The organism is Methylobacterium sp. 1A (assembly GCF_058072805.1).
The window spans coordinates 570,981-582,763 of the sequence record NZ_JBYQVE010000002.1 but is presented as its reverse complement, the minus strand read 5'-3'; the positions used below and the strand labels follow the sequence as shown (position 1 = coordinate 582,763).

Annotated in this window: 12 protein-coding genes and 1 pseudogene; 7 read left to right on the top strand and 6 right to left on the bottom strand. The window is 74.0% G+C overall.

The annotated features are described in order from the left end of the window. Positions 1-279: 279 nt before the first annotated feature. Positions 280-519 (bottom strand): hypothetical protein, encoded by a 240-nt coding sequence (locus ACX9MN_RS23010; RefSeq protein ID WP_244540751.1) that lies wholly within the window; start codon positions 517-519, stop codon positions 280-282. A gap of 58 nt (positions 520-577) precedes the next feature. Further along, on the bottom strand, positions 578-1,654 hold the full coding sequence (locus tag ACX9MN_RS23005; RefSeq protein ID WP_489725548.1) for a hypothetical protein: 1,077 nt from the start codon (positions 1,652-1,654) through the stop codon (positions 578-580). A 30-nt stretch (positions 1,655-1,684) separates the two neighbouring features. Between ACX9MN_RS23005 and ACX9MN_RS23000 the strand changes: the two genes are divergently transcribed. From ACX9MN_RS23000 to ACX9MN_RS22990, 3 genes and pseudogenes are all read left to right on the top strand, one after another. Continuing rightward, positions 1,685-2,878 carry a phage portal protein gene (locus ACX9MN_RS23000; protein WP_091926456.1) on the top strand — a complete coding sequence of 398 codons (1,194 nt, stop codon included), beginning with the start codon at positions 1,685-1,687 and terminating at the stop codon, positions 2,876-2,878. Positions 2,879-2,920: 42 nt separating this feature from the next. After that, positions 2,921-3,475 (top strand): HK97 family phage prohead protease, encoded by a 555-nt coding sequence (locus ACX9MN_RS22995; protein ID WP_489725547.1) that lies wholly within the window; start codon positions 2,921-2,923, stop codon positions 3,473-3,475. A 24-nt stretch (positions 3,476-3,499) separates the two neighbouring features. Then, positions 3,500-4,786: pseudogene (locus tag ACX9MN_RS22990) on the top strand (phage major capsid protein). A gap of 15 nt (positions 4,787-4,801) precedes the next feature. On the opposite strand, the gene ACX9MN_RS22985 reads toward ACX9MN_RS22990, so the two are convergent. Then, the gene (locus ACX9MN_RS22985) at positions 4,802-5,374 is read right to left on the bottom strand and encodes a hypothetical protein (RefSeq protein WP_489725546.1); all 573 of its coding nucleotides are present in this window, start codon (positions 5,372-5,374) and stop codon (positions 4,802-4,804) included. 702 nt (positions 5,375-6,076) lie between these two features. Here ACX9MN_RS22985 and ACX9MN_RS22980 point away from each other — a divergent pair. After that, the gene (locus ACX9MN_RS22980) at positions 6,077-7,732 is read left to right on the top strand and encodes a porin (protein ID WP_489725545.1); all 1,656 of its coding nucleotides are present in this window, start codon (positions 6,077-6,079) and stop codon (positions 7,730-7,732) included. A gap of 152 nt (positions 7,733-7,884) precedes the next feature. Here the strand turns inward: ACX9MN_RS22980 and dps are convergent, their stop codons facing one another. The 3 genes from dps to ACX9MN_RS22965 all read right to left on the bottom strand — a co-directional run bounded on the left by dps (position 7,885) and on the right by ACX9MN_RS22965 (position 10,390). Beyond that, positions 7,885-8,430 carry a DNA starvation/stationary phase protection protein Dps gene (dps, locus tag ACX9MN_RS22975; protein WP_012321876.1) on the bottom strand — a complete coding sequence of 182 codons (546 nt, stop codon included), beginning with the start codon at positions 8,428-8,430 and terminating at the stop codon, positions 7,885-7,887. 137 nt (positions 8,431-8,567) lie between these two features. Beyond that, positions 8,568-9,479 (bottom strand): S1 family peptidase, encoded by a 912-nt coding sequence (locus ACX9MN_RS22970; protein WP_489725544.1) that lies wholly within the window; start codon positions 9,477-9,479, stop codon positions 8,568-8,570. Positions 9,480-9,628: 149 nt separating this feature from the next. Then, complete coding sequence (locus tag ACX9MN_RS22965) at positions 9,629-10,390, bottom strand: S1 family peptidase (RefSeq protein WP_489725543.1); 762 nt, start codon at positions 10,388-10,390, stop codon at positions 9,629-9,631. A 25-nt stretch (positions 10,391-10,415) separates the two neighbouring features. On the opposite strand from ACX9MN_RS22965, the gene ACX9MN_RS22960 reads away from it, so the two are divergent. From ACX9MN_RS22960 to gp17, 3 genes are read left to right on the top strand one after another with little or no spacing between them, the layout of a single operon-like run. After that, positions 10,416-10,979: a head-tail connector protein gene (locus ACX9MN_RS22960; protein WP_020090920.1), complete on the top strand. Its 564-nt coding sequence runs from the start codon at positions 10,416-10,418 to the stop codon at positions 10,977-10,979. 23 nt (positions 10,980-11,002) lie between these two features. Next, positions 11,003-11,356, top strand: coding sequence for a head-tail adaptor protein (locus ACX9MN_RS22955; protein WP_489725542.1), 354 nt, complete (start codon positions 11,003-11,005; stop codon positions 11,354-11,356). Further along, positions 11,353-11,781, top strand: a complete 429-nt coding sequence (gene gp17 / locus ACX9MN_RS22950; RefSeq protein WP_091676189.1) for a tail completion protein gp17 — start codon at positions 11,353-11,355, stop codon at positions 11,779-11,781. The genes ACX9MN_RS22955 and gp17 overlap by 4 nt, the downstream gene beginning before the upstream one ends. Positions 11,782-11,783: the final 2 nt, after the last annotated feature.

Sequence of the window (11,783 nt, the reverse complement as noted above, 5' to 3'; positions counted from 1 at the left end):
TGTATACACAATGTCGTGCGCCAAATCTGTAGCGATCAGGCCACGGCACGCGGTCCTGAGCTGGGAATCTCCACCGTAATTCTCCGTATTGCGCGCCGACGGCGGGCGGATTGAGCGGCGCATCTGTCGGGTTGATCCCCGCCGTCCTTCCCGGGCGCCGCGGCCCGGCTGCGATTCCCGAACCGTCGTCGCTGCCCGACCCCGGCACATCGGCGTGCCGGGTTCCTGGGCGTGCCGGGTTCCTGGGCGTGCCGGGCTCTTGGACGCCCGAGCGGTCGCTCAATCGCCGCCGCCACCGCCATCACCGCCGCCGCCGTCGCCGCAGCTGCCGCCGTCGCTGCCGTGGCAGCCGCCATCGCCGAAGATCGCGCCGCCGTCGCCGCCGGAGCCCGAATCGTAGCTGAGGGAGCCGGAGCGGCGGGGCCCCCGGGAGCGCGTCGCGGAGGGCATGAGGCAGCGGAGGAAGGGGACGAGCGCGATGACGAAGATCGCGAGTTCGAGGGCCTGCTTTCTGTCCATCGGAACCTCCATCGGTTCGTCGGTCCGGACAGTCTAGCACAGGTCGGCGCCGGGCCGGTCAGGGCGGCGTGGTCAGGCTCCGAAGGGCGGCCCGGACGTCGGCGAGGGTGCCGACCAGGGCGTAGCAGGCGAAATCGTGCGCGCCGGCGGCGGCGTTCGCCAGCCGGAAGCGGCAGCTCAGGCGGTTCGCCCCGGCCTCGGGCGCGACCGCGAAGCCGGGCCGCGGCGCGTCGGGCTCCTGCTCCGGCGGACCCGGGGCCCAGACCGCGAGGGCGTGCGAGCCCTCCGGCGTCGCCAGGATCACCGGGTCCGGCCGCTCCCCCGCTCCGGGGCCGAGGGGCGCGAGCCCGCCGGTCGACGGGTCGAAGCGCCAGGCCGCGGAGAACTCCGCCGGCACCGCGGCGGCGAGGGGTTCGAGACGCAGCGCCGCCGCGGGCTCGGTCAGGTTGAAGCTCGCCTGCACCTCCACGGCGTTGCCGAGGCCCGGCAGGCCGAGGGCGACCCGCTTGCGCAGGAGCGGGGCCGGGGGCGGGGCCGGGATCGCGGGGCTCGCGGAGGCGGTCGGGCAGTCCGCGGGCGGCTCGTCGGCCGGGTCGGCGGGGCCGTCCCAGGCCATGCGGGTCTCGGTCTCGGCCCAGCTCCGGCCGGCGCGCAGGGCGCGGAGCCGCCGGGCCGCGGGCGCGCCGGACCCGTCCTGCGGGGTGCCGGCCTCGCTCGCCCGGCGGCAGGCGGCGCCGGAGCCGATCTCCGCCCGCGCCTGCAGGGCATCGCCGGGCTCGGTGTCGGCGAGGAAGGTGACGCCGTCCCAGGTCAGCGTGTCCACCGCCCCGGCGACCCGCCGGGACAGGCGCAGGCTGATCTCGGACCGGCCGAAGGGGCGCGCCAGGATCAGGGTCCCGTCGGGCTCCGGCCACAGGGGTGCGGGTGCGGGCGCATCCGCGGCCCGGGCCGGCGCGGCCGGGGGCGCGGCCAGTGGCCCGGACAGGGGCCCGGCCAGAGGCCCGGACAGAGGCCCGGCGACGAGCGCTGGGACCAGAGCCGCGACCCGCGCCGCGACGCGGGTCCCCGCCCGGACCCGTCCCCCGAACCGCGCCTGGGGCCGCGCCTGGGGCCGTGTGGGGATCCGGGGCTGCATCGCGTGACCATAGCTCAGGAACGGACCGGCATGTCGACCCTCCTCGAACGCCTGGCGCGGGTCGCGCGCCGCGCCGCCGGCGGCCCGGCCCTCGCCACCAAGGCCGCCGCGGCCCCGGCCTTCGCCCTCTACGCCGAGGGACGGGCCAGCTGGACGCCCCGCGATCCGGCGGCGCTTGCCCGGGCCGGCTACCAGGCCAACCCGGTCGTCCACCGGGCAGTGCGGCTCGTCGCCGAGAGCGCCGCCGGCCTGCCGCTGATCGCCACCGGCCCCGGCGCCGAGCGCGCGGGCGACCTGCTCGCCCTGCTGGCGCGGCCGAACCCCCGGGAGAGCGGGCCGCACCTCCTGGAAACGCTCTACGCCGACCTCCTCCTCACCGGCACGGCCTACCTGGAGGCGGTGAGCCTCGACGGGCGGGTCGCCGCGCTCCAGGTCCTGCGTCCCGGACGGATGCGGGTGCTGCCGGGCCCGGACGGCTGGCCGGCGGCCTATCTCTACACCGCGGGCGGGCGCAGCCGCCGGTTCGACCTGCCCGAGCCGGGGATCGCCGTGGCGCCGATCCTGGCGCTGACGCTGTTCCACCCGGAGGACGAGGCCGGCGGGCTCGCCCCGATCGCGGCCGCCGCCGCCGCCCTCGACATCCACAACGCCGCGAGCGCCTGGAACAAGGCGCTGCTCGATAACGCCGCCCGGCCGTCCGGCGCCCTGGTCTTCGCCGGGGCGACGTTGTCCGAGCCGCAATTCGACCGGCTGAAGGCGGAGCTGGAGGCGAACTACCAGGGTTCCGCCAATGCCGGCCGGCCGCTGCTGCTGGAGGGCGGCCTCGACTGGAAGCCGCTCGCGCTCTCGCCGCGCGACATGGATTTCGTGGCGGCCAAGGACGCGGCCGCCCGGGAGATCGCCCTGGCCTTCGGCGTGCCGCCGCTGCTGCTCGGCCTCCCCGGCGACAACACCCACGCCAACTACGCCGAGGCCAACCGCGCCCTCTACCGCCAGACCCTGATCCCCCTCGCGGCCCGCACCGCCCGGGCGCTGGCCGGCTGGCTGGAACCCGCCTTCGGGGCGATCGACCTGGAGCCCGACCTCGACCGGATCGAGGCGCTGGCCGGGGAGCGGGAATCCCTGTGGCGCCGGGTCCAGGCCGCGGACTTCCTGTCGGTGGCGGAGAAGCGGGAGGCCGTGGGCTACCCGCCCGCGATGCCGGGGGCGCCGGGCACACCCTGAGGCGCGGGGCGCGCCCTCACTGTCCCATCCGAGGATCCCCCCATGGACGGCCACTTCTCCGGCTATGCCAGCCTGTTCGGCGTGCCCGATCTCGGCCGCGACGTGGTGGTGCCGGGCGCCTTCGCGGCGAGCCTCGCCCGCCGCGGGGCCGCGGGCGTGCGGCTCCTGTTCCAGCACGATCCGGCCGAGCCGATCGGCCGCTGGCTCGCCCTGCGCGAGGACGGCCGCGGCCTGTTCGCGGAGGGCGCGCTCAACCTCGCGGTGCAGCGCGCCCGCGAGGTCGACGCCCTGATGCGCGGCGGCGGCCTCGACGGGCTCTCGATCGGCTTCCGCACGCTGCGCGCCCGGAAGGGCGCCGGCGGCGAGCGCCGGCTCCAGCAGGTCGATCTCTGGGAGATCTCGCTCGTGACCTTCCCGCTGCAGCCGGGGGCCAGGGCGAGCCCCGCGTCGATCCCGGCTCCGGACCCGGAGGCCGACGCGATCCGCGGCCTCGCCGGCCTGATCGCGCCGCCGGGCGCCCTCGGACCCGCCGCGAGACCCGCCGCGAGACCTGCCGCGAGACCTGCCGCTTGGCCGCTGCCGGCCGCGCGGTCCTGACTTCCACCCCCGACGAGGCCCATCATGGACGCCCAGACCCCGCTCGCCGATCCCGCCCCGCTGGGCGGCCTGCCGCCGCTGGAGAACAAGGCCGCCCATTCCGACGGCGGCCCGGTCCGCTCCGCCCTGGACGAGCTCGCCGCCGCCTTCGCGGCCTTCAAGGAGACGAACGACGCGCGGATCGACCGGATCGAGGGCCGCCTCGGCGTCGACGTGCTCACCGAGGAGAAGCTCGCCCGGATCGACGCGGCCCTCGACGCCGCCCGCACCCGGCTCGACCGGATCGCCCTGGAGCGGGCCCGGCCGCCCCTCGGCCAGCCGGACGTCCGGGAGACGGGGGCCGCGCACGAGCACAAGGCCGCCTTCGACCTCTACGTCCGGGCGGGCGAGAGCGCCGGGCTCAAGCGCCTGGAGGCCAAGGCGCTCTCGGCCGGCTCCGGGCCGGACGGCGGCTACCTCGTCCCCGACACGATCGAGCGGACCGTGCTCGCGCGCCTCGGCCAGGTCTCGCCGATCCGGTCGATCGCCAGCGTGCAGCCGATCTCGGGCGCCCAGTACAAGCGCGCCGTCTCGGTGGGCGCGCCGGTCACCGGCTGGGCCGCCGAGACCGCGCCGCGCCCCGAGACCGCCGCGCCGGCCCTGTCGGAGATCGCGTTCCCCGCGATGGAGCTCTACGCGATGCCGGCCGCCACCCAGACGCTCCTCGACGATTCCGTGGTCGATCTCGACGCGTGGCTCTCGGCCGAGGTGGAGACGGCCTTCGCCGAGCAGGAGGGCGTCGCCTTCGTGTCCGGCAACGGCGCGAGCCGCCCGCGGGGCTTCCTGAGCTACGACACGGTCGCCAACGCCGCCTGGGTGCCGGGCAAGATCGGCACGGTCGCCACCGGGACGGCCGGGGCCTTCCCGTCGGCGAGCCCGGGGGACGCGCTGTTCGACCTGATCTACGGGCTGCGGGCGGCCTACCGGCAGAATGCCGGCTTCGTCATGAACCGGCGCACCTAGAGCACGATCCGCAAGTTCAAGGATTCGGAGGGCAACTATCTCTGGCAGCCGCCCCTCGCCGCCGGCCGGTCCGCGACGCTGGTCGGCTTCCCGGTCACCGAGGCCGAGGCGATGCCGGACCTCGCCAAGGACAGCCTGTCGGTGGCCTTCGGCGACTTCCGCCGGGGCTACCTCGTGGTCGACCGGACCGGGATGCGGGTGCTGCGCGACCCGTACTCGGCCAAGCCCTACGTGCTGTTCTACACCACCAAGCGCGTCGGCGGCGGGGTGCAGGATTTCGACGCGCTCAAGCTCCTGAAGTTCTCCTGACGCGCGGCGGCAACCCTAGCTGGGGCAGCCCGCGCGGTCGCCGCAGCCCGCGAGCCGCCCGGCCTGCTGCTTGGCCCGCTCGAGATTGGTGCGGGCGGTGACCAGCCGCTCGCTGGCCTCCCGGCGGATCCGCACCGAGGTGCCGGGCTTCGCCTCGCGGACGTCCACGGCCTCCCAGTAGGCCATCGCGGCCTGCAGCTCGGCCTGCGCCTCCTTGAGGGTCGGAACCGGCGGCTGCGGCATCTCGGGCATCTCGGTGAGGCGGCCCTCCAGCACGGCCCGCGCCACGGCGATCTCGAACCGCCGGTCGACGCCGAACTGCGCCATCCGCTCCAGGTTCGGCTCGATCATCTCGAGGAGCGCCAGGGTCGGGACGACCAGCGCGTGCGCGTCCCCGCCCCAGCCCGGATCGCATTTCTCGCCGTTGACCGCCCAGAAGATCCCGCGCGCGGTGGCGATGCGGCCGTTCCGCACCTCGCGGACGCGCAGGAAGAAGAAGCGCTCGCCGTAGATCGGGTCGAGCGAGCGAATACAGGCCAGACTGCCGGTTATGGCCGCCTGATAATATGTCTCAAGATCGATTTCCACTGACGTCTCACAATTTCAAGGGCTGCATGACGCGGATCCGCTCGGGCGGACGCGCGGAAATCATGGAAACGCTGAAACAGTACGCGGACGACTCGGGCGTGGGACGGGATGAAACGAAGCGCTGCGCATGGGCGGCTCGCCTAGGGCCGATCGGCCGTGCCGGTCGACCCGATGGGGTGAGAGGGGGCCGAGACCCCGGCGCCGCCTCTCGATACCGAGCAGTCCGGGTCCGGTCCCGTCGGCAGACGTCCGTCGCTGCGGGGCCCGCGCACCGCCCGGCGCGGCGCCATCCTGCAGGGCGATCGGATCCGCGTCCGAGCCGGCCCGTGAGGGCTCGACGGCCGAATACCCCTTCGTTTCCGGTAGATCAATACGATCTGTCAGGGAAGTACAGTGTTTCTGATAGAAACATAGTCTGTTAGTACGCTTTCCAGCCGAAACGCTCGTGCTGTGTCTGTTTCCGTCGGACAAACAAGATCATTTTTATGTGGCCGCGCGGCCACCGAATACATCGGCACGGGTGGCCGTTCCGATTTGGGATTGATGGCTGCGGCCATTTGCGGGAACTTATTCGAACAAGAGCTCGAAAGAACCAGAGCTCATCGGCAAGACGAATCAATTCGGCCGAAACAAATAATAGCAGCGCGGCCTGCGTGGCTGAATGCTGTCTCCAATATGGGTCTCGACGTTTTGGGGAAATCGATGAGGATCTTGAAGCACACGCTCCTCTGTTCCGCCGCGGCTCTGTCCGCGGCGAGCGCAGCGCAGGCGGCTGATCTGCCGGTCAAGAAGGCTGTCCCGATCGAGTACGTCCGCGTCTGCGGCGCGTACGGCGCCGGCTTCTTCTACATCCCCGGCACCGACACCTGCCTGCGTCTCTCCGGCCGCGCCCGGTTCGAGGGCGGCTACATGACCAGCTACTCGCGGCAGAACGGCTCGAACGTCGGTGATACGTCGGGCTACCAGGGCCGGATGCGCATCAACCTCGATGCCCGCACCCAGACCGCCTACGGCACCCTGCGCGCCTTCGTGCGCCTCGATGCCGGATCCCGCACCGGCTATTCCGGCGTCGGCCAGTCGGGCACCCAGCAGCGCATCGGCCAGGCCTTCCCGGCTCTCGGCATCGACCAGTTCGGTCGCGCCTCGCAGTTCGTGAACGTCGACAAGGCCTTCATCCAGTTCGCCGGCATGACCGCCGGTCGCGCCTCGTCGTTCTTCGACTTCTACGCCCACGACTTCGAGTTCGCCGGCGCCACGCTCGGCTCCGACATCGCCTCGACCAACCTGCTCGCCTACACGGCCACGCTCGGCAACGGCCTGTCCGCCACGATCTCGGCCGAAGACCCGGTCTTCCGCCGCAGCCCGATCTTCTCGCAGACCAACAATCCGGCCGGCGTGACGAACAACTCCAACATCGTCAATTTCGCTCAGACGAACGCTCCGGCCGAGGTGTTCATCGGCTACACCAACGGCGTGCCGACCCGGTACAGCTTCGTCGACGTGATCCAGCGCTCGCGCATGCCCGACGTCGTCGGCGCCCTGCGCCTCGACCAGGCCTGGGGTTCGGCGCAGCTGTCGGCGGCCGTCCACGAGCTGAACGTCGGCAACGTGGCCAACGGCGCCGGCACCGGCACCGGCTCGAACATCAGCATCCCCCACACCAGCAACTCGTACGGCTGGGCGGTGCAGGGCGGCCTGAAGATCAACACGCCGTTCATCGCGCCGGGCGACGCCCTCTACCTGCAGGGCGCCTACGGCTCCGGCTCGCAGATGTACACCGGCTACTGCGCGTTCAGCGGCTGCTACTCGCAGAACCCGACGACCATCCAGGGCCAGAAGTTCGCGCAGTACTTCAACGACGCCACGGTGAACCCGTTCACGGGCCAGATGGAGCAGTCGACCAGCTTCACCGCGACGGCCTCGTACCTCCACTACTGGACGCCGGAGTGGCGCTCGGCCTTCTTCGGGTCGTACGGTGAGATGAACTACAGCAGCGGCGCCCGTCTGGCCCAGGGCGCGGCCTTCGCGCTGTCCAACCCGGCCGGTGCCAACTCCTTCGGCGTGAACGCCGTCGGCGTGCCGGGCACCCGGTTCTACCAGCTCAGCGAGGCGCTGCGCGACACCTACCAGTTCGTGGCGGGCGGCAGCATCATCTGGTCGCCGGTCAAGGACCTCGATATCGGTGTCGAGGGCTTCTACACCCAGATCGGCGTCAAGAACGGTCGCGTGATCGACCGCGACAAGAGCCCGACGGCCTACGCGAACGTCGCCGGCATCAACAACGGCACCTTCGTGCCGCGGACCACGACGGCGGACAGCGTGTCCACCTTCCGCTTCCGCGTCCAGCGCGACTTCTGATCCCCGATCGGGACCGGTTCGCCCTCCAAAGCTTCCCGGTCCTGATGTCCCCGTGCAAAGGGACCCCACTGAGCCCGGCCTCGCGGCCGGGCATTTTCGTATCCCCGATCGCGTCGAGTCGCGCCCCGCCCGAAGGCGGGGCGCCGCGATCCTCAGCGGCCCGCGTTGCCGTCGCGCAGGGTGCCGGTCGGCTCCTGCACGTGCGCCTCGAGGAACCAGAGGTGCTTGTCGACCGCCCGCGAGATCTCGGTGAACAGGTCGGCCGTGTCGGGGTCGCCCGCCTCGTCGGTCTCGTCGATGTTCTGCCGGACCGCGTTGGCGTAGGCGGCGTAGCTGTCGATCAGCGCGGCGATGTGGTCGGCGATGGCGTAGATGCCGGTCGGGTAGGCCGGCAGCTTGGTGCGCTCGGCGACCGCCTGGGTCGAGCCGAAGGCCGTGGCGCCGAGCTGGACCGCGCGCTCGGCGACGCTGTCGTTCAGCTCATCGAGCTGGGTGCGGAACCCGTCGAGCATCTCGTGGACGCCGATGAACTGCGGCCCCTTGAGGTTCCAGTGGGCCTGCTTGATCGCCAGCGCGAGGTCGATGCCGTCCGCGAGCCGGGCGTTGAGCGCCTCGATCGAGACCTTCTTGGCGTTCGAGTCGGTGTTGTTGCGGGTCTTGTGCGTCCGCGGGGTGTTGCTGGTGCCGGTGTCGGCCATGCTCTCGCTCCGTGAGCCGGGAAGGTTCGGATGCGAAAAGTGCCGATCGGCCCCCGGGTTCCCGCAGGCGCGAAGGATCCGGGGGCGGGCAGCGGCTTTGCGGCGGTCAGGCCGCAGCCCGACTGCGGTGAGGCCCCTCAGCGGCGGCGGCCCGGACGGGCCATCCAGTCGGACCGGTTGCCGCGGGGCAGGGCGTCGCCGACCTGGATGCGCGACAGCTCCGCCGTGCGCGCGGCGATCCAGCCGGCATGCTCGGCCACCGGGGTCACGGCGGTGAAGCCGCCGCAGGCGGTCCGGCGCGCGCCCTGCTGCAGGGCGCCGCTCGACCAGCTCACCACGCCGACGATCCGGTAGCCGCCGGGGCCGCCGGTCAGGATCGGGCCGCCGGAATCGCCCAGGCAGGCGCCGGCGCCCGAGGTCTCGGCCATGCGCCGCCGGTCGGTGACGACGGTCACCCGGTTGGCGACCTGGAGCGAGCCGATCGACACGAGGTGGGCGAGCCGCAGGATGCGCGCCGAGTTCCGCCGGTTCTCGGCCACCACGCCGAAGCCCGCGATGTCCACGGGCTGCCCGTCGGTGATCGAGCCCGCGCCCCGGGGATCGAGGGGCGCGTAGTCGTTGCCGAGCGGGCGCTCGAGCTTGAGCAGTGCCAGGTCGACGCCGGGCTGGTCCTCGGGGGTCGTCCCGGGCACGAAGTCCGGGTGCATGGAGGCGGTGATCACCGCGGTCCGGTGCTGGCGGAAGTTCCGGTCGACGCTGATCACCGTGTAGCCGGCCGGCCGCATCACGCAGTGGGCCGCGCTCAGCACGAGGTCCGGGGCGATCAGGGTGCCCGAGCAGATCTCGCCCTCGGTGCTCTCGATCCGCACCACGAAGCTCCGCGCCCCGTTCGGGTCCCGCGTCGTCGTGCCGTTGATCACCGCCGCGGCGGGCGTGGGCAGCAGGCCGCCGAGGGCGCCGAGCAGCGACAGGCCCAGGAACCCGCCCCACAGGCCGCCGCGCAGGCTGCGCTCGCGGGGGCCGGCCTTTCGGATCGGGCGAGGGGACATCGGGAACTCCGGGCGCGCGCAGGCGCGGGTGGGGGACGCCGGAGGCGGCGCCGAGGGAGCCTGGGGCGAGGGGCCCCAGATCGAGTGAGCCTAGAGCAAGGCAATAGCCCGGCCAAGCTGAGGTTCCCTGCGCACGCGGCGCCGCGCCGCTACTGCGCCCAGCGCGCCGTCCGGTCCCAGCCGTCGAGCACGCGGTCGATCCAGCCCCGCTGCGGCCCCACCAGGACGCCCTGGGTGAGGCCGCCGCAGGCGCCCCCGATCCAGGCCGACAGGGCCAGCACCGCCCCGTCCGGTCCCGCGATCGGGCCGCCGGAATCGCCCTGGCAGGCGCCGCCGCCCGCGCCCTTCAGCCAGACCAGGATGCGGCTCGGCCCGTAGGGCTCGATCACCGGCAGGCCGAGGCTGCGGTAGGTGCCGGTGGAGCGCGGGTCGCCGGGCTTGGCCGCGCCGTAGCCCGACAGGGTCAGGGTCTCGCCCGCCCGCGCCGGGGCGGCGCTCAGGGTCACGGGCGCGAAGCGCGGCGGCAGCGGCGTCTCGGTGCGCAGCAGCGCGAGATCGACGGAGCGCCGCCGGGAAGCGGCCGCGCCGGCGTCGTAGCCCGGATGGACCGCCTGGGCGGTGACGTCGACGAGCACCGGCGCCCCGGCGGCGTCGCGGAAATGGACGCGGTGCTCCTTGGCGTCGGCGAGGCAGTGGCCGGCGGTCAGCACCGTGTCGGGGGCGAGCACCACGCCGGTGCAGACACCGCCCTTCGACGACAGGACCATCACGGCCCCGCCGGCCGGCGCCTCGGTGCCGCCGACGATCGCCCGCGCCGGGACGGCCGCGAGCGCCGGGATCGCCATCAGGATCGCGGTGACGGTCGCTACCCGCGCGGCGCGGACCGCCGGGCGGCACTTCGGGATCGGCATCGGACCACCTGCAGAGAGACGCGCGATGATCCCGTTACGCATCGCCGCCGCCGCCGTCGAGCCGGTGGGCGTGCCCGACCTGCGCGCCTACCTGCGCGTCGACTCCGACGCGGGCGCCGACGAGGACGGCCTGCTCCAGGCCCTGATCGCGGCGGCCCGCGCGAGCCTGGAGATCGAGACCCGGCGGATCCTGGTCCCGGGCCGGTACCGGATCGCCCTGACGGCCTGGCCGCCGGACGGGCAGGTGCCGCTGCCCCTGAGCCCGCTGGTCGCGATCCTCCGCGCCGGCCTCGCGGACCCGTCCGGAGGCGTCACCGACCTCGACGCCGGGCTGGTGCGCCTCGGCCCCGACCCGGACGGGGCGCCGTCGCTGCAGGTGGATCCGGCCGCGCCGGATCCCGCCGGCCGCACCATCCTGATCGAGGTCGCGGCCGGGTACGGCGGCGACGGGCCGCCGCTCCCCGAGCCCCTGCGCCTCGCGATCCTGCGCCTCGCCGCCGCCCGCTACGAGCGTCGCGGCGACGAGCCCGACGCCGCCCGCACCGACGCCGCCGCGCTCGGCGCGCCGTTCCGGCGCCTGCGGCTGTGATCCTCCCACCCGGAGCTTCCCCGATGGCGACCTCGTTCCAACGCCCGCCCCTCGGCGCGCGGCGGCGCCGCTTCGTGCTCGAGCGGCCCCTGGAGGAGCCCGACGGGTTCGGGGGCGTGCTGCGCCGTTACGTGGCCGGCCCGGTCCTGTGGGGCGCGATCGCCCCGGCGGGACTCGCCGACCGAACGGCCGGCGGCCGCACCGACACGCGGCCCGCCTACCGCGTCACCCTGCGGAGCCGGGCCGCGCTCGACCCGACCATGCGGCTCGCCGCCGGGCCGCGCCGCTTCGCGATCCGCGCCGTCGCCGAGCCCGACGCGCGGGGCCGCGACCTGGTCTGCCACGTCGAGGAGCTGCCCGGGGAGGGGCGGTCGTGAGCGATCCGGGCCCGCTCCTGGCGCTCCGCGCCGGCCTGATCGCCCGCTTCGCCGCCGACGCCGCCCTGGCCGCGCTGCTGGGCGGCCGCGTCCGGCTCTACGACGAGCCGCCGCGGGGCACGCTCCCGGTCTACGCGCTGTTCGGCGACGCCGAGATCGCGGACGAATCCGTCGACGGCGCCGAGCGCCATTGGCACAGCCACGCGATCGCGGTGATCGCCCAGGCGGGCTCGGTGCGCACCGCCCTCGACGCCGCTTCGCGCATGGCGGCGCTCCTCCGGGACGCCCCGACGCCCCTCGTCCTGCCGCTGGCCGGCTGCCGGCTCGTGACCCTCCGGGTGCGGGCCGTCCGCGCCCGGCGCGACGCCCGGACCGGCGAGGCCAGGGCGACCCTGACGGTCGAGGCCGTCACCGAGAACCTGTGAGG

Coding starts and splice junctions, on each gene's coding strand:
- ACX9MN_RS23010 (WP_244540751.1), bottom strand. CDS start 519: ATGGACAGAAAGCAGGCCCTCGAACTCGCGATCTTCGTCATCGCGCTC.
- ACX9MN_RS22980 (WP_489725545.1), top strand. CDS start 6,077: ATGAGGATCTTGAAGCACACGCTCCTCTGTTCCGCCGCGGCTCTGTCC.
- ACX9MN_RS22965 (WP_489725543.1), bottom strand. CDS start 10,390: ATGCCGATCCCGAAGTGCCGCCCGGCGGTCCGCGCCGCGCGGGTAGCG.
- ACX9MN_RS22970 (WP_489725544.1), bottom strand. CDS start 9,479: ATGTCCCCTCGCCCGATCCGAAAGGCCGGCCCCCGCGAGCGCAGCCTG.
- dps (WP_012321876.1), bottom strand. CDS start 8,430: ATGGCCGACACCGGCACCAGCAACACCCCGCGGACGCACAAGACCCGC.
- ACX9MN_RS22960 (WP_020090920.1), top strand. CDS start 10,416: ATGATCCCGTTACGCATCGCCGCCGCCGCCGTCGAGCCGGTGGGCGTG.
- ACX9MN_RS22995 (WP_489725547.1), top strand. CDS start 2,921: ATGGACGGCCACTTCTCCGGCTATGCCAGCCTGTTCGGCGTGCCCGAT.
- ACX9MN_RS22955 (WP_489725542.1), top strand. CDS start 11,003: ATGGCGACCTCGTTCCAACGCCCGCCCCTCGGCGCGCGGCGGCGCCGC.
- ACX9MN_RS23000 (WP_091926456.1), top strand. CDS start 1,685: ATGTCGACCCTCCTCGAACGCCTGGCGCGGGTCGCGCGCCGCGCCGCC.
- ACX9MN_RS23005 (WP_489725548.1), bottom strand. CDS start 1,654: ATGCAGCCCCGGATCCCCACACGGCCCCAGGCGCGGCCCCAGGCGCGG.